This is a genomic window from Sporosarcina sp. ACRSM (genome assembly GCF_022346545.1).
Lineage (GTDB): Bacteria > Bacillota > Bacilli > Bacillales_A > Planococcaceae > Sporosarcina.
In genome coordinates this window covers 62,564-83,533 of the sequence record NZ_JAKRNU010000003.1, presented here as the reverse complement: position 1 = coordinate 83,533, position 20,970 = coordinate 62,564, and the positions used below count along the sequence as shown (strand labels likewise).

Annotated in this window: 16 protein-coding genes and 1 pseudogene; 3 read left to right on the top strand and 14 right to left on the bottom strand. The window is 43.2% G+C overall.

Annotated features, from left to right (window positions below; translation table 11 throughout):
• Positions 1-44: 44 nt before the first annotated feature.
• Complete coding sequence (locus tag MHZ95_RS06175; RefSeq protein ID WP_239389651.1) at positions 45-608, bottom strand: glutathione peroxidase; 564 nt, start codon at positions 606-608, stop codon at positions 45-47.
• Positions 609-876: 268 nt separating this feature from the next.
• Between MHZ95_RS06175 and MHZ95_RS06170 the strand changes: the two genes are divergently transcribed.
• The gene (locus MHZ95_RS06170) at positions 877-2,370 is read left to right on the top strand and encodes a glycine betaine uptake BCCT transporter (RefSeq protein WP_239389650.1); all 1,494 of its coding nucleotides are present in this window, start codon (positions 877-879) and stop codon (positions 2,368-2,370) included.
• A gap of 82 nt (positions 2,371-2,452) precedes the next feature.
• On the opposite strand, the gene MHZ95_RS06165 is transcribed toward MHZ95_RS06170, so the two are convergent.
• The 9 genes and pseudogenes from MHZ95_RS06165 to MHZ95_RS06130 form a co-directional block, all read right to left on the bottom strand.
• Entirely contained in the window at positions 2,453-2,938 is a 486-nt protein-coding gene (locus tag MHZ95_RS06165) for a hypothetical protein (RefSeq protein WP_239389649.1), read from the bottom strand.
• A complete protein-coding gene (locus MHZ95_RS06160) occupies positions 2,935-4,509 on the bottom strand; it encodes a sodium/proline symporter (RefSeq protein ID WP_239389648.1) in 1,575 nt (524 codons plus the stop codon). Before MHZ95_RS06160 ends, MHZ95_RS06165 begins: the two co-directional genes overlap by 4 nt.
• A gap of 11 nt (positions 4,510-4,520) precedes the next feature.
• Positions 4,521-4,643, bottom strand: coding sequence for a hypothetical protein (locus tag MHZ95_RS20845; protein ID WP_255726619.1), 123 nt, complete (start codon positions 4,641-4,643; stop codon positions 4,521-4,523).
• 343 nt (positions 4,644-4,986) lie between these two features.
• Positions 4,987-6,345: an aspartate aminotransferase family protein gene (locus tag MHZ95_RS06155; protein WP_239389647.1), complete on the bottom strand. Its 1,359-nt coding sequence runs from the start codon at positions 6,343-6,345 to the stop codon at positions 4,987-4,989.
• Positions 6,346-6,403: 58 nt separating this feature from the next.
• Entirely contained in the window at positions 6,404-7,945 is a 1,542-nt protein-coding gene (locus tag MHZ95_RS06150) for a CoA-acylating methylmalonate-semialdehyde dehydrogenase (RefSeq protein ID WP_239389646.1), read from the bottom strand.
• A gap of 453 nt (positions 7,946-8,398) precedes the next feature.
• Positions 8,399-9,580 (bottom strand): NAD(P)/FAD-dependent oxidoreductase, encoded by a 1,182-nt coding sequence (locus tag MHZ95_RS06145; protein WP_239389645.1) that lies wholly within the window; start codon positions 9,578-9,580, stop codon positions 8,399-8,401.
• A 25-nt stretch (positions 9,581-9,605) separates the two neighbouring features.
• Complete coding sequence (locus tag MHZ95_RS06140) at positions 9,606-10,796, bottom strand: NAD(P)/FAD-dependent oxidoreductase (protein WP_239389966.1); 1,191 nt, start codon at positions 10,794-10,796, stop codon at positions 9,606-9,608.
• Between the two features lie 97 nt (positions 10,797-10,893).
• Positions 10,894-11,184, bottom strand: a pseudogene (locus MHZ95_RS06135) ((2Fe-2S)-binding protein); the annotation flags it as partial.
• Positions 11,184-11,450 carry a (2Fe-2S)-binding protein gene (locus MHZ95_RS06130; protein ID WP_239389644.1) on the bottom strand — a complete coding sequence of 89 codons (267 nt, stop codon included), beginning with the start codon at positions 11,448-11,450 and terminating at the stop codon, positions 11,184-11,186. The gene MHZ95_RS06130 and the pseudogene MHZ95_RS06135, both read right to left, overlap by 1 nt.
• A 240-nt stretch (positions 11,451-11,690) precedes the next feature.
• On the opposite strand from MHZ95_RS06130, the gene MHZ95_RS06125 reads away from it, so the two are divergent.
• Entirely contained in the window at positions 11,691-13,343 is a 1,653-nt protein-coding gene (locus MHZ95_RS06125; RefSeq protein ID WP_239389643.1) for a PucR family transcriptional regulator, read from the top strand.
• A gap of 392 nt (positions 13,344-13,735) precedes the next feature.
• Here the strand turns inward: MHZ95_RS06125 and MHZ95_RS06120 are convergent, their stop codons facing one another.
• Together MHZ95_RS06120 and MHZ95_RS06115 are read right to left on the bottom strand one after the other, a co-directional pair.
• A complete protein-coding gene (locus MHZ95_RS06120; RefSeq protein WP_239389642.1) occupies positions 13,736-15,094 on the bottom strand; it encodes an aspartate aminotransferase family protein in 1,359 nt (452 codons plus the stop codon).
• Between the two features lie 29 nt (positions 15,095-15,123).
• Positions 15,124-16,587, bottom strand: coding sequence for a CoA-acylating methylmalonate-semialdehyde dehydrogenase (locus MHZ95_RS06115; protein ID WP_239389641.1), 1,464 nt, complete (start codon positions 16,585-16,587; stop codon positions 15,124-15,126).
• Between the two features lie 150 nt (positions 16,588-16,737).
• Between MHZ95_RS06115 and MHZ95_RS06110 the strand changes: the two genes are divergently transcribed.
• Positions 16,738-18,393 carry a PucR family transcriptional regulator gene (locus MHZ95_RS06110; RefSeq protein ID WP_239389640.1) on the top strand — a complete coding sequence of 552 codons (1,656 nt, stop codon included), beginning with the start codon at positions 16,738-16,740 and terminating at the stop codon, positions 18,391-18,393.
• An 81-nt stretch (positions 18,394-18,474) separates the two neighbouring features.
• Here the strand turns inward: MHZ95_RS06110 and MHZ95_RS06105 are convergent, their stop codons facing one another.
• Positions 18,475-19,980: an alanine/glycine:cation symporter family protein gene (locus tag MHZ95_RS06105; protein ID WP_239389639.1), complete on the bottom strand. Its 1,506-nt coding sequence runs from the start codon at positions 19,978-19,980 to the stop codon at positions 18,475-18,477.
• Between the two features lie 223 nt (positions 19,981-20,203).
• Positions 20,204-20,953 carry an SDR family NAD(P)-dependent oxidoreductase gene (locus MHZ95_RS06100; protein WP_239389638.1) on the bottom strand — a complete coding sequence of 250 codons (750 nt, stop codon included), beginning with the start codon at positions 20,951-20,953 and terminating at the stop codon, positions 20,204-20,206.
• Between the last annotated feature and the right edge of the window lie 17 nt (positions 20,954-20,970).

Sequence of the window (20,970 nt, the reverse complement as noted above, 5' to 3'; positions counted from 1 at the left end):
AGAAAAAACCTGCTAAAGAGACGCATCTCTTTAGCAGGTTTTGTTCAATTCGATATCGTTTGTGGCAAATATCTTTCGACTTCCTCTTCCACCAGCAATCGGGAATCGGTCGGTTCAAATCGTTTGACGACTTCCCCATCTGCAGCGACGAGGAATTTTGTAAAATTCCACCGAATGTTACGCCCTTCCAAATACTCGGGATACTCTTCTTTCAATCTCGTCTTCAAAATGTTCTCCGCCATCACTTCCTTATCCAAATCACGGAATGGGACTTCATGTTTCAAATAAGAGAATAAAGGGTCCATCCCTTCCCCATTTACCATCACTAGATCGAACATTGGAAAACTGACGCCGTAATTTTTCTGACAAAATAATGCCGAATCATCCCCATCTTCTGGGTTCTGATTACCAAACTGATCACATGGAAAACCGAGTATGACAAAATTTCGATCCTTATACTGCTCATACATTTTCTGCAATTCTTCAAACTGATACGTGAACCTGCATTTGCTTGCTGTATTGACGATTAACATCGTTTTGCCACGATACGTTTCCATCGAAAGGATCTCGCCATTTGGCTTTCGCACCAAGTAGTTATAAATACTCATTTTCTAACCTCTTTCATTATGCTTATATACCTAATTTACGTGATAGACAAGCACAAGGAAAGTTTATTGCTTATAAGCCTGACACGACTTTTTTCCATATGGAAATAAAATTGAAAAGAACAATATGGTCACCTAAGTGCGGTTGCATTCAATGTCGTTTGCTAGTATAGTTGAAAATTGTTTATCGCTGTTCAGCGGATGTCACAGATTTTAAAAGGCGTTTGCAGTCAAAGTCTGGGCTCCATCACCAGTTCCAAAAGGGGGAAGCATGAAGAAAATTTCAAATGTCTTTTATATTACAATCGGTCTCATCATATTGGCCGTCGGGTTCGGCGCATTTTCACCCGGAAGTTTTGAAGCCATCACATCAAACATCAAAAACTTCGTTGCGTCAACGTTTGGCTGGTACTATATGTTACTCATGTCATTCATGCTAGTGCTCAGTATCTTTTTTACCTTAAGTCCATACGGGAGGATCCGACTGGGAAAGGACACCGATCGCCCACAGTTCTCAACTGTCACTTGGATTGCGATGCTCTTTTCTGCAGGAATGGGTATCGGGCTCGTCTTTTACGGTGCAGCTGAGCCATTGTCTCATTTTGCAATTAGTCCGGCTACAGAAGAGCCGAATACAGATGAAGCCTTCAAAGAGGCATTGCGTCAATCCTTTTTCCATTGGGGTCTCCATGTGTGGGCCATGTACGGAGTAATTGCGTTATCCCTTGCCTTCTTCCAGTTCCGTAAACAAGAACCGGGATTAATTTCAGCAACATTGAAGCCGATATTCGGCAATAAAATGAAAGGTCCGTGGGGCGTTCTCGTCGATGTACTCGCTGTCTTTGCGACGTCGTTCGGAGTCGCCACGTCACTCGGCTTCGGTGCTGTTCAAATTAATGCAGGCCTGAATTATCTCTTTGGTGTCAGCATCGGCATCTCCTCGCAATTCATCATCATTGCGATCGTCACAGTCTTGTTCATCCTGTCCGCTTGGTCGGGGCTCAGCAAAGGGATCAAGTATTTGTCCAATGCGAACATCGTCCTTGCGTTGGCACTACTCGGATTCATCCTCATTTTGGGTCCGACATTGCTTATTTTCAATATGTTTACCGATTCTTTTGGTGGTTATTTGGCGAATCTTGTGAATATGAGTATGCGCACGGCGCCTTTAAACGCAGACAATCGGGAGTGGCTCGATGGATGGACCATTTTTTACTGGGCTTGGTGGATTTCTTGGGCTCCGTTTGTCAGTATGTTCATCGCCCGCGTATCAAAAGGGCGTACGATTCGGGAATTCATGATCGGGGTGCTGGTTGCCCCTACACTGCTTGGCTCGTTCTGGTTCTCGGCATTCGGGACGACTGCCATCGATATGCAAAAACAAGGTTTGACCGATTTGACTGCGTCTTCTACGGAGCTGACTATTTTTGAAATGTTCAACGCGATGCCTTTATCGCTCTTCATTTCGATTTTCGCGATTTTACTCATCGCCTCCTTCTTCATCACTTCGGCGGATTCGGCCACTTTTGTATTGGGCATGCAATCGACGAATGGCTCGTTGACACCACCGAATAATGTGAAGCTCATCTGGGGTATCATCCAGTCGACAATCGCGGTCATTCTCCTATCCGTCAATGGACTGACCGCCTTGCAAAACACCATTATCATTGCAGCTTTGCCGTTTTCTTTTATCATGTTGCTCATGATCGTCGCTTTGATCAAAGCATTGAAAGCTGAAGCGAAAGCAATGAAATTGAAAAAATGAACCAATTAAAAAGGGTGCCAAAAAAGACTGAGTGGCTCCAAGGATCTCAGTCTTTCTTGGCATTCGTATTTTCTACATTTCTTCATAATGGATGATAACTGCCACTTATAGCATCTACGATTAGCGACTTTGGCTCATATGCTTCAAGTCTGTACTCTACCAACCAAAAAGGACGATAAAATAATGTACTCGTTAACAATTGAATATCCGGAACAGTTACAAACTTTGTTTTCGACATAGCATTTTCAAAAATAAACTGTCCCGCCGCTTCCCTTGCTTCATCCTCATCGATCTGAATTGCAGGGGCCTGTCCAGCCTCAATCTGGCGATGTGAAAATTCAGGTTGCACATCAATCAATGCCCCATACCCACTTAACGCATCTATCGTACAAGCTGTCTTTCCTTTTAACTTCAGTAAACTTCTAATGCCAAGTTCATATTCAAATAAGTAATACGGATAAAAAATCAATTTACGTACGTTCATCTTAGCTTGCTTTTCATACTGCTGCAACCCACGTAAAACATCCTGTTCACCATAAACCGGTTCTTGCATCAATACCCCACTCATGAGTATATCCCACTGTGGCGATCTGTTTCTTGCGACAAAAAACTCGATATATTTTTAGCTTCAGGAGCTAAACTACGAGCGATATTTTGATCAAACTCTTTTGAAAAGAAGCGTTTATTTGTTGATTGTTCAAAGATATTCAGGATGGGCTGGGAAGGCTTGCGACCAAAACGACTGCCAATAATCATCCCGATAAGGGAGACGGTCAGGCCTGCCAAAAACGGATGTACGGCCGTTATCGTTTCCAACTCCATCGAAGTCCAAATAATATTTGTCATAGCCCCACCAATCATTGCACATAGACAGCCAAGAGCATTAGCCTTTTTTGAATATACGGAAGCAACGTAAGGAACAAGAAAGCTATTCCCAAGCGTACCAAAAGCAAAAACAGCTAATCCAAAAATGGATGGTGGTTCATAAATCGCAACAGCGATTCCGACAAGTCCTCCTCCTAAAATACATAACCTAGAAACAAGGACTGTTGTTTTCTGGCTCGCGTTCTTATTGATAAACCGTTGATAGACGTCACGGGATAAAATGGTTCCTGCTTGCATGAGTAAAGAATCCGCAGTGGACATGACAGCGGACATAACCGCTGATAACAGAAGAGCCGCAAAAAATCCCGGGAAAAGCGTGTAAGCTAGTTCGGTAATGACCATCTCCGGATCAGCGAGATTAGGCAAAAGTATGATTCCGATAAGTCCTAAAATATAGGGAACATAGATAAAGAATTGGTTCCAGATTGCACTTATCAGAATTGCACCTTTTACCGTTTTGGTGCTTTGCATTGACATATGTCGTACGACCACATGTGGGAGCCCCATATACCCTATTCCAAAGATAAGAATAGCGCCTAGTACTACTCCCCACTGGCCGTAGAAGGCCAAATCTTTCCCCCAAATACTTAAATAAGTGGGATCGATTTGTGCCAAGGCAGTATTCAATCCGGATATTCCACCGACATGAAAATAAGCTAAAAAACCGATACCGACAACCCCGGTCACCATTATGATTCCTTGCACAAAAGAAGTGTAAGCAACAGCTAGATAGCCCCCTGCCACTGTATAGATAATAATGACACTGATCCCGATCACCAATGACAGCTCATATGGAAAACCGGTGAGTGTAGCCATCGCTTTTCCTGCCGCTATAAATTGAGCGCAAACATAAGCGAATAGAAAAACAATCGCTATAATTGAACCGATGACACGTACACTGGCACTTTCAAATCTTTTTTCCAAGTATTCTATTGGTGAAAGCGCTCCCAATAATTCAGACATTCTTCTCATCCGTTTCCCTAAAACGGAAAGATTAATGATGGAACCTCCCGCATCACCAATCGCATACCACAAAGCATACCAACCATATTTGAAGGCGAGCGCAGGCGCCCCCATGAACATATAACCGCTCATAGCAGTCGTCTGCATCGTCATTGCGGTAACAGCCGGACCAAGTGATCTTCCCCCAAGCAAATAATTTTCCGTGGATTCAGATGACTTACGCGAAAACCAGAGACCGATGACTAAGAGTACTGCTATATAAGTTATAAAAATAACGCCATCCATACTCATTGCTTTCCCCCCTAACGATCATTTTCTTTCTCATCTTCCCTTTTCAACTTTACATACAATACCAAGGCCAATCCTACCCATATGAATGGCCACGGAACAAGCCACCAAAACGTTTCCGCTGGTAAATTGAACATCTCAACACCTCCCATTGTTATAATTAAATCCGCGGGCCTACAGGATGTAGGTCATGCAACCGTTGCCAATCGAACAGCAAAGGGTTCGATTTGCCGTATTTCTGTGTTCTTTGCAGAAATTAAGGCACTTTCCTTCAGGACGCGGCGAACTTAGGTTGCCTTCCATTCTTCGTTCAGCGGGCGTTTGAACACCCGCTGATCAGGAAACAAAACCGCATTCATCTCGCCACCTACAGAGGTCGGAGTCTTCTGTACCTGACGCTTCGCTTACAGTACAAAAACATTTGCTGAAAGAAGATAGATATAGGAATAAGAGGTGTGCACACACCTCTATCCAGATCATTCATTCGTTTTCTTTAAACACTTTCTTTACAACCGCGATCATAAAATCTACATCTTCGTCGGTGCAGGATAGCGGTGGGCTAAGCGCTAAAATATTATTATAGCCGGCTACTGTATCACCATTCCTTCCGATGATAAGCCCATTCGCCTTGCATTCCCCGATAATTTTCGCGACACGTGCATTGGAAGCAGGTTGCTTCGTTTTCTTGTCTTCAACAAGTTCAATTCCTAGAAGGAAACCGAGACCACGGATATCGCCAACAAATGGATGGTCCTTCAAGCTTGCCAATTCTTTTTGAAGACGCTCCCCGAGATTCGCCGATCGTTCGACAAGACTTTCTTTTTCAATAATCTCAAGATTCTTCAACGCAACTGCACAAGCCGCAGGGTTCCCGCCGAATGTATTAATGTGGCGTAGATGGCTGTTCTGTTCACCCGTATCAAACTTTTCATAAATCTCTTTTCGAACTGCTGTAACTGATAACGGTAAATAGGCGCTCGTTAGTCCTTTCGCCATTGTAATAATATCCGGTTTCACATTAAAATGCTGATGACCGAATGCTTTTCCAGTTCTTCCGAATCCACAAATGACTTCATCGATAATAAGAAGGACACCGTGACGTTGGCAGATTTCTTGGACTTTTTCCAAGTAAACCGGATGAGGAATCAAGACACCTCCACCTGTAATAAGCGGTTCCAAAATAATGCCGGCAATCGTCTCTTTCTGCTCCCAAATAATTTTCTCCTCAAACTCTTGGGCGCGTTGGATATTATATTCTTCAATTGATTGCCCCGCAGGTCTGCGATAATTGTCAGGTGGTGCAACGTGCAGAAATCCCGGTACAAGCGGCTCGTACTTGTATTTACGAAGTGCTTGTCCTGTCGCTGAGAGCGCACCCATTGAACTTCCATGGTACGCGCGATAGCGGGAGATGAATTTGTAGCGGGATGATTCCCCGTTTTGCTGATGATATTGACGTGCTAGCTTGAACGCCACTTCATTTGCATCAGATCCGCTATTCGAATAGAAAAACACATACTCGTCACCAAGCATTTCATTCAACTTTTCAGCGAGCTCGATCGCTGGTTCGTGACTTTGTGTCAAAGGTGCATACGCCAGCTTCGTCATCTGTTCATATGCGGCTTTCGCCAGTTCCTCACGCCCATACCCAACATTTACGCACCACAGTCCGGACATGCCATCGAGGTACCTATTGCCATTATGATCTGTAATCCAAGCCCCTTTTCCTTCCGTTATAATCATCGGTGGATTCTTTTCATTATAGGCTGATATATGATGCCACACATGTTGACGATCCTTTTCAACTAACGATTCGGTTTCCTGTCCCACTTTTGTCATCTTCTTTCCCCCTCTTCCCTTATCAATCATAATGACCTATCTTCACTGACTGTTTCCGTCAATTGCGATTACTCGGAAAATCAAATGCAACATCATCGTTACCTTTCGATTCTGGCCATCTTTCAGATACTGTTTTTATTTTCGTGAAGAAGCGCACGGTGTCCGGTCCGAACATATGACTTTCGCCAAACTTCGAACGCTTCCATCCTCCAAAATTGTGATAGCCTACCGGAATCGGAATGGGGACATTAACCCCAACCATGCCAACCTCGATTTCCTCTGTGAATTTGCGGGCAGCAGGACCACTCTGTGTGAAGATTGTCACGCCATTGCCGTATTCATGTTCGTTTACCAGATTGATCGCTTCGTCCAAGCTATTAACGTGAACGACTATCCTTGCCGGACCAAACACTTCTTCCTGGTAAATTTCCATATCCGGTGTGACACGGTCAAGTAAAGTGGCCCCCAAGTAATAACCATTAGTAGTTCTCCCCACATCTGGATCACGGCCATCCACACAGAGCTTCGCACCTTCCCTCAAGCTTCCTTCAATTGACTTGAGTACCTGCTCTTTCGCTTGTTGCGTGATCACCGGTCCAAAGTCTGCTTCCTCATCGTCATATGAGCCCACTTTTAACTCCTCGACGCGCCTTTTCAACTTTTCAACAAATACCTTTGCTGTTTTTTCCCCTACTGGCATTGCAACAGAAAGAGCCATACAACGCTGGGAGGCAGCTCCATATGCAGCACCTATGAAAGAAGTGACTGCAAAATCGATATCAGCATCTGGCATGATGATCATATGGTTTTTTCCTCCACCAAATGCAGCGACTCGTTTATGATGCCGGCTTGCTTTTTCATAAATTGTTTCCGCCACTTTTGTTGAACCTACAAAACTAACAGCCATCACCTTGGGGTGGGTAATCAGTGCATCGACCGCTTCCTTGTCGCCATTTACTACACTCCATACCCCTGCAGGAAGCCCCGCCTTTTTCCACAGCTCCGAGATGAATAATGCAGAATTCGGTACACGCTCGGAAGGCTTTAAGATCACCGAATTACCGCATGCAAGTGCCATTGTCGACATTGCAACAGGTACCATGACAGGGAAATTAAACGGTGCAATACAGGTAACGACGCCAAGTGGTTGTTTAATAGAAAAGGCGTTAATGTCTCCGCCTACATCAGATGAGTGCTCCCCTTTTAACAAATGCGGTGCATTCATCGCAAAGTCGACCGCTTCGATTGCACGACTGATTTCCCCTTTGGCATCCGTGATTGTTTTTCCATTTTCTTGTCCAATCATAGTAGCCAGCTCATCTGTCGCCTTAACGAGTAATGATTTGAATTTGAAAAGAATCTCTACTCTTTTCGCAACAGGCGTGCTCTTCCATCCTTTAAAGGCTTGTTCTGCAGCTTCTACCGCAACGTCCACTTCCTCAGCTGTTGCATAAGGACAAACAGCCGTTTCCTCACCTGTGGATGGGTTATAAACATAACCATAACGTTCATTTTTACCTTCTGATCTTGCTCCATCTATAAAGTGGTAAAGTCTGTCTACCAATTTTTCTTCACCTACAACGTGATCGAGCTTATTCACAACCAATGAACCCCCTGTTTTCATTTTGATACGTTCATAACGCTTTACAGTAATCCTCTATCACACTTGCTAAACAGCTCTCCAGTCTGCCTTAACAGTATATTGATCGTATTTCCAACTCCTGATTAACACTTAGTAAGATTAAAAATGAATTTACTTTACACTTTGTCCAATAACAAAAATGTCCTTTTAAACGCCGAAGTCGTCTTCAACCCTCTATAAGCTTTGCAAACCACAAAAAGACTGTAAACATCGAGCGCTTTCACGCTTTTGTCTACAGTCTAAACCCTTACTTATTTGAAGCTTCGTTTGCAATGCCTCTCTTACTTAGTAATTTTTGAAACACTCTTTCCGATTGTGATTAGTACCTCATAGAGTATCGTAGCTAACCGCTTCGCCCATTCCTCTACTGTAATTTCTTCTTCGCTATCCCTCTTTTAATTTAAAATCCTCTTATTGTGTCACAGCCACTTTCGCAAAACGATCAAATCGTAATGGATCTGTTGGAATAATGGTGTCGGATACACCGCGAATCAATTCGTCAATTAACTTCCCAGTAACCGTCGCCAAACTGATGCCATCGCCTTCATGTCCGGCTGCGATGAAAAATCCTGGTATGCTATCGACTTCTGAAACAATCGGCAAATGATCGGACGTCCATGGTCTGAATCCGGTGTATGTGCGGATCATCGTGAAATCATTCATTTTCGGGTAGAATCGCATCGCCCTTCTCGCCATCGTTTCCACGACATTGATATCGATTCTTCCATCATACCCGACAAACTGGCGGCTGCTTCCTAGTAAGAAATTCTGGCTTTCCGTTGGCTCCAGCACCAATGCCACACCATGTTGCTCCGTTCTTTTATCGACAATACGCTCCCGGCCAAATTTGTTCATCAAATAACCGAACTCCATGACGTTGCGCATCATGATCGGTTTTTGTCGAGCACCAACCATGATATGCCCTTTTCTTGGGATGATCGGGATGTCGAGATCCAGCATTTTGCCGATGAAAGGTGCCCATACACCTGCTGCATTGACCACTTTCTTGGCGGTAAAGGTTCCGTTCGTCGTTTCAATGGTAAACGTTTCTTTTTTCGTAATGTTCGTCACTTCTGCCTGTGTTTGTAATTTCAGACCATACTGCTTGGCCTTTTCAATCAGTGAATAACAAAACAGATAAGGATTGATCAGCGAATCCGTTTCGCATTCCAAGCCGCCTGGAATATCATCTGCAAAATAAGGTGATTCTTGTCGCAGATCTTCCCGATCCAGTAAGTTGAATTTCAGACCAGCAGCTGTTTGAATGTCCACCCATTCTTTCGCTGCTTGCATTTCTCTATCATTTTCACAGACGAGCAAACTGCCGAGTGGTCGGTATTCGAATGGCAAATCCAATTCCTTATTCAACTCGATCGTCAATTCCTGACTTTTCCAGGACATTAGACTATCAAATCCAGGGTCTTTATCCACAATGGTCACGTTGCCGTCACAGCGTGAAGAAGTACCGCTTGCAATATCATTTTTCTCAATGAGTACACAGTCAATGCCCGATTTGGCAACATAATAAGCGATGGCACAGCCGACAATTCCCCCACCAATTATCGCGACTTCCGCATGATTTTTCATCGACATTCCACATCCTCCTTATTTCAAAGGTTTATTGTGCATTTTCATATTCTAGGAAAGATCTTTGGATCCTCTCCCGCCCTTCAACAATAGCAGGATGGAATTGGATGGATGCTGACTCACGGACTGCTTTTACATCTCTCATCGCTTGTTGTATTTTGGCATGGTTTTTCGCAATCGAGTATCCCGCAAGCGTTCCTTGTGCACGAGCGACTTTTGCACTTTCGATGCCTGTAATATTGCCCGCAACATATAAGCCTTTCAGTGGTGTTTCCATTTGTTCATTATGAACTGGGATATGACCACCCAACTCTTCGACATACTGGAATGGACAACCGATAACTGAGGCAAGTTCTGCAAGTGGATAAAGTCCTCCCGCTATACAGACAAAATCGACGTCAATTGTTTTTTCGCTGCCTGCAATCACTTCTCCGTCCGCAGTAATATCACACATCGTAACGGATTCCACCTTTTCCGTCCCGTTTATTTGAACGATGGCTTTGCGAATATGGATGGGCATTCCCCACATTTTCACGCCGCCTTTTGGATAAAATTTCACAGCAATATCACGTACCCACTCGGATTTGGCAAATTTACTTCCAAACCGCAGGAAAGCAGAAGGTGCCAAATGAGCAATTCGCACCAATCCATCCATGACATGTTTGGGATCGGCATGTTTTTTCGTGACGGTGTTGGCAATCGGTAGCGCCATACTGTGCAGTTCAATCCCAGCAATTTGAAGTTCACGGGCAATCGCTGCAGACAAAACGTTGACACCAACGACAATCCCTTTCTTCCCAACGCGAACGCGATGGACGTTTGTCATCACTTGTGCTGCACCAATGGACATTACACCAGGAAGTGTCCAACCCGGAATCGGGACCGCGGTTTCCGCGGCGCCTGTTGCGATTAACAGATTGGTCGTGTCAAAAACGCCTATATTTGTATGGATGGCATAGCCGTGTTCTACTTTTTCGATATGATGGGCAGAAACACCACATTTAATTTCTGTGTTCAGTTTTTCTGCCGTATCTAGTAATATTTGTGTTTCTTTTATGCCATTCCACCATTCCCCATTCGGCTCTTGGTGAAGTTGTCCTAGCAATCGTCCACCTGGTTTTGAAAATTCATCGATGACCATGACATGTAAATTTGATTCGCGGCATGCAATGGCAGCCGATAAGCCAGCGGGACCCGCACCAATGATGACGACATCATACATGTAACTCACCGACCTTTTTTCCTTTGTTCTTCTGTTCAAATTCGGCATATGTACGCGGCCATTCTTCTGGTGCAGATTCAAATGGTGTGGCCTGTAATTTGCCACTTTCGACGATCATATTTTTTTCGATTGGTGTCATACATGCCCGAACCCCTTGTGCATGATTGACCGTTACACGACATTCAAAGCAATGGCCAATATTACAGTAAATGGCTCGTGGTGCGCCGGTCTCTTCATGCACGCGCAGTTGTCTAATGCCATTTGCAAGCAGTGCCGATGCGATGGTATCTCCTTCAAAACCTTTATAAGTAACACCATCAAAAGTAAAATTGACTAGCTTTTGGTTCGTTAATTTCCCAAGAACCGGATGATCTACTATACGGTTTATCATTTTACTTCCCCTCCCAAAACGGACAATGATACAGGTCTGACAGGTGGTTGGACTTTCATCGGTATATCGTGTCCTGCTTTTTCCCCCGTAGCCGCTTCTAACACCGCATCTACAGCTGGTCTACATGTCCGCCCGCCACAGTACCCCATACCCGCACGTGTTCGTAATTTCACTTCACGGGCAGAGCAGTTATAGGTGGCTGCAGTATGTTGAATGTCATGTAAAGAAACTTCTTCACATCTACAGATGATTGTTTGATCCATAGTCAAGTCTCCTTTTACTTTGTGTCTATTTTACCCATTGTCCAACGGCAAGGATCATGGGCGTTTTCTTCTCTGCCGCTGTGATTGTCGTATGGATTCCTCTATTCAATTTCCCTTGCTAGTTAACGTGATTTTCGTTAGACTTCATACTATACTTTACTAATTTTTTTGACTATTGTAATTGGACAAATTGTAAAATCATACACTTATTTTTTTTACGTTTTGGAGGGCAACTATTAAATGAATGAATTGAGATTGACTGTTGGCGATGTTCTTTCCCGTAATCCGTTCAAATCTGCAAAAGTTGTGGCGGGAGAGGGTGGGTTGGATCGGCAAGTGAAATGGACACATGTACTGGAAGTTAATGAATTTGAGTCTTTGATCGATGGAGGGGAAATGATTCTTACGACAGGTGGAGGCCTACAACCCGATCTACCCAATCAACTAAAATATGTAGAGAAACTGATAGAAAAAAATGTTGCATGTATTTGTATAGAATTAGGATATTATTTCAAGGAAATGCCGCCTGAACTCCTTACACTGGCAAACGAGCATGATTTCCCAATCATCATATTTGAGAATCCAGTGAAATTTGTTGATATTACGCAAGACCTTCATACATTTATCATTAATCAACATCATCAAATGCTCTCACAGTTAGATACGCTTTCAAGGAAATTTAATGCTTTGTCCCTTACACCAAATGGTATTTTGAAAATTTTACAGGAATTACACCAGTTTTTTCAGAAAAGCATTCTATTTATGACCGATGATAGAAGGGCTTATTATTACCCGCCTGAAAGCAAAGAGATGGAATACACCATTCGGAATTATTTTGAAACCCTTCCTTCAAGCGATGTGGAACAGACTATTTTTACACTTGACAAGCAACTATTCGCCCTTATGCCTGTTAAAGGACTGGGACAAACCTGGGGGTATCTCTGCCTACAAGTGGGTCAGCCGATATCAGACGAATTCACCTTTCTTATTTTGGATCGCGCTGCGCTTGCGATTGCCCAAATTTTATTGCGCAATCGCACAATTGAAGAAAGGAAACAACATAATGAAGAGGAATTTGTCCGAAACTTATTAAACGGCAGAGATTTCGAACAAGACGATTTACAAAGTTATTTGCCCATTGCAAGTCGAAATATGCATTTTAGAATCTTTATCATACAAACCAATGGACAAGAAATAAACCTCAGCGAGGATGACTGGGAAGAAATTAAACTACAAAGGTCGGCAATGATCCGATCCCTTTTTAAAAGAGCAGGTTTTTTTCCTGCCGTGTCATCCACGAAAAGTGAGATTGCTATCATCGCTTCGTTCATCGCCGCTGATCATCTAAGAAATGAGACTACTCGTTTTTCACAAGTAATCCGACACATTGTTGAAATGAAGGATAATAGCTTCATCGCCGGGGACAAGTGCACGTTTGGAATAAGTATGGTCTATAAGGAGTTTTCAGATGTAAAAAGGGGTTATGAAGAAGCCCGGAAAGTTCTTGCTCTCCATGAATCAAGGATAACGGAAACAAACTTCTATGAAGAGCTAGGAATTTACAGACTCCTTCTTCTCTTAAAAAATAGCGATTATCTTGAAACCTACGTCCTAGACTACTTATCTGCTGTACTTGACTACGATAAAAAGACGGATAGTGCGCTTTTGGAAACACTTCGCGTCTATCTGGCATGCAACGGCTCTAAAAAGGACACTGCCGATTCTCTGTTTATCGTTAGGCAAACATTGTACCATCGACTTGAAAAGTTAGAAGCTCTCCTAGGTGCTGATTTTATGGAACCACCGAATCGCCTTGCGTTTGAAGTTGCGATCATGCTCCATCAACTGTTAAAGGACAACAAGAGCAGAGCTGACAACCTGCTCCACAATTGACCTAATTTGCAAATTTAAGAAACGTGAAGAACAGCTGAAATGGCTTAACCTTCAAGAAATAGTTGTGATAATCACCCCTAACAATAAAAAAGGCTTCCTCATTAGAATTCTGACGAGAAAGCCTTTTTTAACGTGTATAGACGACTTTTCCAATACGCTGTCTCCCCTTGACTACCAGCCCCTCCAAGTAACCTACACTAATTTTTATCTTTCCCTTAGAATTCACCGACAAGCAGTTATACGTGGTTGCCATATGTTGAATGTCATGCCACATTTACAGATAATAATTTGATTCATCATCAGATATCCATCTCATCACCCGGGATATTGGCGATGAGATGGGTATTCGAAATGTTTCCCAACTAGTTAAAATCATTGTTGATCAGAGCTATCTATTCATTTTCCTTAAATACTTTCTTAATGACCGCTACGATGAAATCAAAATCTTCATCTGTACAAGATAGTGGCGGGCTAAGCGCTAGGATATTGTTATATCCAGCAACCGTATCACCGTTTCTTCCAATGATGAGTCCATTGGCCTTACATTCCCCGATAATCTTTGCAACACGCGCATTGGAGGCAGGCTCTCTCGTTTCTTTGTCTTCTACAAGTTCAATGCCAAGAAGGAATCCAAGCCCGCGAATATCCCCGACAAACGGATGATCCTTTAATTCTGCCAACTCATTTAGAAGACGCTCGCCAAGCTCAGCCGATCGTTCGAAGAGATTTTCCCTCTCCATAATTTCAAGATTCTTCAACGCAACGGCACAAGCCGCTGGATTCCCACCGAATGTATTGACGTGACGGAAGTGGCTATTTTCTTCACCCGTATCGAATTTTTCATAGATATCTTTTCGGATAGCCGTTACCGACAACGGCAAGTATGAGCTCGTTAGTCCTTTCGCCATCGTGATGATATCCGGCTTCACTTTGAAATGCTGATGACCAAACGCTTTTCCAGTCCGTCCGAAACCGCAGATCACTTCATCTACGATCAGCAGGACATCGTGGCGGTTACAGATTTCCTGAACCTTTTCAAGATAAATCGGATGCGGAATTAAGATACCACCGCCTGTAATAACCGGTTCCATAATAATTCCCGCAATCGTTTCTTTCTGTTCCCAAATGATTTTTTCTTCGAATTCTTGTGCACGCTGAATATTGTATTCTTCAACCGATTGTCCTGCCGGTCTTCGGTAATTGTCCGGTGGTGCAACGTGTAAGAACCCCGGTGCAAGCGGCTCGTATTTATATTTGCGTAATGCTTGACCAGTCGCCGCCAATGCGCCCATCGAACTGCCGTGATAGGCACGATAACGGGAGATGAATTTGTAGCGTGACGGTTCCCCGTTTTGCTGATGGTATTGGCGTGCTAGCTTAAATGCTACTTCATTGGCATCAGATCCGCTATTCGAGTAAAAAATTTTATACTCTTCCCCAAGTAGTTCATTTAACTTTTCGGCCAATTCGATTGCAGGTTCATGACTTTGTGTCATCGGAACGTAAGGCAGCTTTTTCAGCTGTTCGAATGCGGCTTGCGCCAGTTCCTTGCGCCCATATCCCACATTCACGGACCAAAGTCCTGACATACCGTCTAGATAACGATTGCCCTGATGATCCGTAATCCAAGCCCCTTCTGCGCTTTCCCAAACCATTGGTGGATTCTTTTCGTTATAGGCGGAAATATGATGCCACACATTTTCACGGTCTTTTTCAACTAGTGACTTCGTCGTTTCTTTTGCTGTCGTCATTTTCCCCACTCCCTTTTCCCTTTTTTCACTTAATGGCGTGCTGTCAACATTTTCTTACGTGTGTAAAATTCGATTCCATCCCGGCCATTTGCATGCAAATCACCATAGAATGATTTTTTATAGCCCGAGAACGGGAAGAATGCCATCGGAGCCGGTACACCAAGATTCACGCCGAGCATCCCTGCATCAATCTCTTCTCTAAATTGTCGAATCGCTTTTGCGCTATCTGTGAATAAACAAGCCCCATTCGCAAACTCGGATTGGTTCGCGACCTCGATTGCTTCATCCAATGTATCCACTCGAACAATGGATAGCACAGGTGCAAAAATTTCTTCCTTCCAAATTTTCATCTCTTGCGTTACTTCATCGAAAATGGTCGGTCCAACAAAATAACCGCCTTCAGAAGTAGATTTATCCTTTCGTCCATCACGGATTAACTTAGCACCTTCCGTTACACCCGATTCAATGTAGCTTAGGGTCTTGTCTTTATGCGAATCCCGGATGACAGGTCCAAGGAAAATCCCTTCTTCCAGTCCATTACCGATCGTCAGCTTATTCGACTCATCGACTAAACGTTCAACAAGTTCATCCGCCACTTCACCAACCGCCACGACAACCGCACAAGCCATACATCTTTCCCCTGCCGATCCGAAAGCAGCGTTAATAATATTTGTAACCGTCAAATCCAAATCCGCGTCTGGCATAACGATGGTATGGTTTTTCGCTCCGGCAAGTGCTTGCACTCTTTTCCCATTTGCTGTTCCTGTCTTGTATACATACTCCGCAACCGGTTGGGAACCGACGAATGACACCGCTGGAATATCCGGGTGGCTCAAGATGCCGTTCACGATATCGTGCGCTCCATGAACGACATTGAATACGCCTTCCGGAAGACCCGCTTCTTGTAGCAATTCCGCAAGACGGTTTGCGAGAAGTGGCGTGCGCTCTGACGGTTTCAAAATAAATGTATTGCCACTCGCAATCGCTAACGGGAACATCCAGCACGGCACCATCATCGGGAAGTTGAACGGTGTAATTCCTCCCACTACACCTAATGGATAACGATACATACCGGACTCAATATTGGTCGCAATATCCGGAAGCTGAGTACCCATCATCAGAGTTGGTGCTCCCGCCGCAAACTCCACACACTCAATTCCGCGTTGCACTTCGCCATACGCTTCACTGTAATTTTTACCATTCTCAACCGTAATGAGTTTCGCAAGCTCATCCCAATTTTCAATCAAGAGCTGCTGATATTTGAATAGAATACGAGAACGTTGAGGAACAGCCACTTTCTTCCACTTGGCAAATGCTTTTTTGGCTGCTGCCACCGCGATGTCCAAATCCTCTTGTGTGGAAATCGGAACTTCCGCCAGAATTTCCCCCGTAGCCGGATTCGGCACTTCTTCGTATTTATCTGTCGTCGATTTTACCCATTGTCCATTGATGAAGTTTGCGAGCGTTTTCTTTTCTACTACTGTGATTGTCATATATACTCCTCCTTTTCATTTCCCCTTGCTAGTTAATGCGATTTTCGTTAGACTTCACCATATACTTTACTAATTTTTTAGACTATTGTAACTAGACACACTGTAAATTCACACACTTATTATTTTTACGTTATGGAGGGCTTCTGTTAAATGAATGAATTGAAATTGACTGTTGGTAATATTCTTTCCCGCGATTCATTTACATCTGCAAAAGTTGTGGCGGGCGAGGGCGGATTGGATCGGCAGGTGAAATGGACACATGTACTAGAAGTTAATGAATTTGAGTCACTGGTCGATGGTGGAGAAATGATTCTGACAACAGGTGGGGGCCTGCAATCCGATCTGCCCACCCAGCTGGAACATGTGAAGAAACTAGTCGAAAAAGCCGTCGCATGTCTTTGCATTGAGTTAGGAACTCATTTCACAGAAATTCCGGCGGACATCATCAGTCTCGCAAACGAACATGATTTCCCAATCATTGTATTTGAAAATACCGTGAAATTTGTTGACATCACGCAGGATCTTCATACATTTATCATCAATCAACACCATCAAATGCTTTCACAACTCGATATGCTATCAAGGAAATTCAATGCTTTGTCCTTGACGCCTAATGGAATTTTGAAAATTTTACAGGAATTACACCAGTTTTTCCAAAAAAGCATTCTATTTATGACAGATGATAGAAAAGCTTATTATTATCCTCCTGAAAGCAAAGAGATGGAATACACCATTCGGAATTATATCGAAACCCTTCCTTCCGGCGATGTGGAGCAGACAATTTTCTCACTGGAAGGTCAAGCATTCGCCCTTATGTCTGTTAAAGGACTCGGACAAACCTGGGGTTATCTCTGCCTACAAGTGGATCAGCCAATATCAGACGAATTCACCTTTCTTATTTTGGATCGTGCCTCGCTTGCGATTGCCCAAATTTTATTGCGCAATCGTACAATTGAAGAAAGGAAACAACATAATGAAGATGAATTTGTTCGAAACTTATTAAACGGTAGGGATTTCGAACAAGACGATTTACAAAGTTATTTGCCCACCATGAGTCGAAATATGCATTTTAGGATTTTTACCATTCAAACCAATGAACAAGAAATAAACCTTAGCGAAGATGATTGGGAAGAAATTAAACTACAGAGGTCGGCAATGATCCGATCCGTCTTTAAAAGAGCAGGTTTTTTTCCCGCTGTATCATCGACCAAAAATGAGATTACTGTCATTGCTCCCTTCATCGCCGTTGATCAGCTAATAAATGAGACTACTCGTTTTTCACAAGTAATCCAACACATTGCTGAAATGAAGGATAATAGCTTCATTGCCGGGGAAAAGTGTACGTTCGGAATAAGTATGGTTTATAAGGAGCTTGCAGATGTAAAAAGAGGTTATGAAGAAGCCAAGAAAATTCTTGCCCTCCATGAATCGAGGTTAGCGGAGACAAACTTCTATGAAGAGCTAGGAATTTATAGACTCCTTCTTCTTCTAAAAAACAGCAACCATCTTGAAACCTACGTCCGAGATTACTTATCGGCTATTCTTGACTACGATCAAAAGATGGGCAGTACGCTTTTTGAAACACTTCAAGTCTATCTGGCATGCAGCGGCTCTAAAAAAGAAACGGCCGATCGCCTATTTATTGTCAGACAAACATTATACCAGCGACTTGAAAAGCTGGAATCACTTTTAGGGGAAAACTTTATGGCACCATCCAATCGCCTTGCACTCGAAGTTGCAATCATGGCCCATCGGCTATTGACGGACAACAAGAGTAAGGCTGACGATCGTTCATTGTTGTTGTGACGCTAGAAAGCACCTCCTTTGATACATGATCAAGAGGTGCTATGTGTTCAATATGCTTTCTTTGAATGAAGGGCTTCTATGTTAAATACCAACTTTACTCGGGCGGAAGACAGGGTCAAGCTCTGTTTCGGCAGTGCCTTCTTTCGCTTCAAGCTCTTCCCAGAAATCAGCATTTTTAATCCCGACTTTACTCGGATGGAAAACAGGATTGAGCCCTGCTTTTTTCTGTTCATCGTAATCTTTAAGCGCTTTTATTGCAATTTTAGATAAGGTGAAAATAGTGATCACATTAATCCATCCGAGAAGACCAACACCTACATCCGTAATCCCCCAGATCAATGGAGCCGAGTTAACTGCACCGAAAATCACCATTCCGAGAAGACCAAAACGTGCGAGGTGATTAACAACGTTACCTGAACTTCTGAGGTTCAGCGTTTCTCTGACAAACGCGATGTTGGTATCCATTTTATAGAAATAAGTAATTAAAGTTGTAAAGCAGAATAAGAATAATGAGGCTGCCATGAAGTATTGACCGAAAGTCTGCGAAACTAAAGTTCCCATTGCCAATTGCGTATATAATTCTGGACCAGTACCTGATAAGTTGCTAACAATTGCATCCTTACCGCTAGGAACAACATTATACATCCCTGTAATTAAAATCATAAAAGCAGTGGCAGTACAAATTAAGAAAGTGTCAATATAAATTGAAAGTGCTTGTACCAAACCTTGTTTTGCAGGATGTGAGACACTTGTCGCACCGGACTCGAAAGTTTCGGTACCAAGACCTGCAGCACTTGCAAACACTCCGCGCTGTACGCCCATAGCAATTGCAGTCCCTAATAACCCGGCGAATGTAGCATTCAGATTTAAAGCACTTGTAACAATCAATGTAAACATAGCCGGGATTTCAGAAGCATTGAAAGCTAATAACGCGATACAGATCCCCACATAGCCAAGCGCCATGAATGGAACCAAGTATTCCGAAACAGTCGCAATACGCTTAACGCCACCGTAAATAATAACAGCGATTAACGACGCCAATAAAATCCCTGTGACCAAAGGTGGAATATGAAAAGAATCTTGTACGGTTAGCGCGATTGTATTCGCTTGTACAGTCGGCCACAAAATTCCGATGACTACTGTCAAAACAATTGCCGAACTAACAGCGAACCATTTTAAATTTAATCCCTTGTAAATATAGAACGGCGTTCCACCACGATACTCACCCTCTAATTTACTTTTATAAATTTGAGTTAATGTGATCTCGATAAAAGAAGTGGCACTTCCAAAAAATCCTGTAATCCACATCCAAAAGACTGCTCCTGGTCCTCCTAAACTGATAGCAACAGCTACCCCAACAATATTACCGGTTCCGATACGACTGCCCAAAGACATCGCTAATGCTTGAAAGGAAGAAATACCTGCATTATCATTATTCTTTTCAAATAGTAAAGTAATCATGTCTTTCAAACGCCTAACTTGTACAAATCTAGTTATGACGGTAAAGTATAGTCCGACAGCTAAGAATAGGAATACTAGGGCCTTACTCCAAATATACCCATTCAAGAAACTCACTATTTCTAACATAAAAAACCATCCCCTCCTTGGCATCGTTACTATCAGGTAATTCAGGATGCAAGATTCATTATCCACATCTCGAATTGTAGACGAGTCCATCTTTTCCACAGGATATATAAAAAGGAAGTGGATTGTCGCGATACCCCAGTTCCTTTTTACATATTTGAGCCGATTCCTGAATCGCACTACTCCCCTCTTCTAATATCCTTAAAATTCAGTATGTTGGGGAGATTTACTTTACCGAATAACCACCATCTACGAAGATTTGCGTTCCAGTTATAAATGACGATTCATCGGATGCTAAAAATAGTGCAGCTCCTATTAAATCATCCGGTTGTCCGATGCGTTTTAACATTGTCAGTTCCGCTTCTCTCGCGACGACTCCTTCAGCCTGTAAACGGGATCCTGTCAATTTAGTTTGTATGGTTCCTGGAGCGATGGCATTCACTCGAACGTTTTGCTCGCCTAAATCCAATGCCATATGGCGTGTCATCGCAGCGACAGCGCCTTTGGAGGCACCATACTGTACCGCATTTCCTTCTGCCAAAACGGAGGTCGTGGAAGACATATGAATAATGCTACCACCACCCTGTTCAACCATAATCCGAGCAGCTTCTTGACTGCAAAAGAAAACACCCTTTGCATTCACGTCCATTACACGATCATAATCTGCTTCCGACAACTCAAGAAATGGTTTTCTGATCGTAATTCCAGCGTTAGCCACCATAACATCTATTTTCGAAAACGCTTTCAAAGTTTCACGGATTAAATCTTCGACAGAACTCTGATTTGCAACATCCACTTCTACCGCAATCCAAGCATCTTTACCGTATTCTGATTGGATCGCTTCCTGTTCTGCCGCGCTGACATTAATGTCAGCAAACACCACTTTCGCTCCTGCTGCAAGAAATCCTTTAGCAATGGCAGCTCCATTTCCTGAGCCTGCGCCTGTTACGATAGCAACTTTATCCCTTAATCTCATAATCCGCCTCTTTTCTT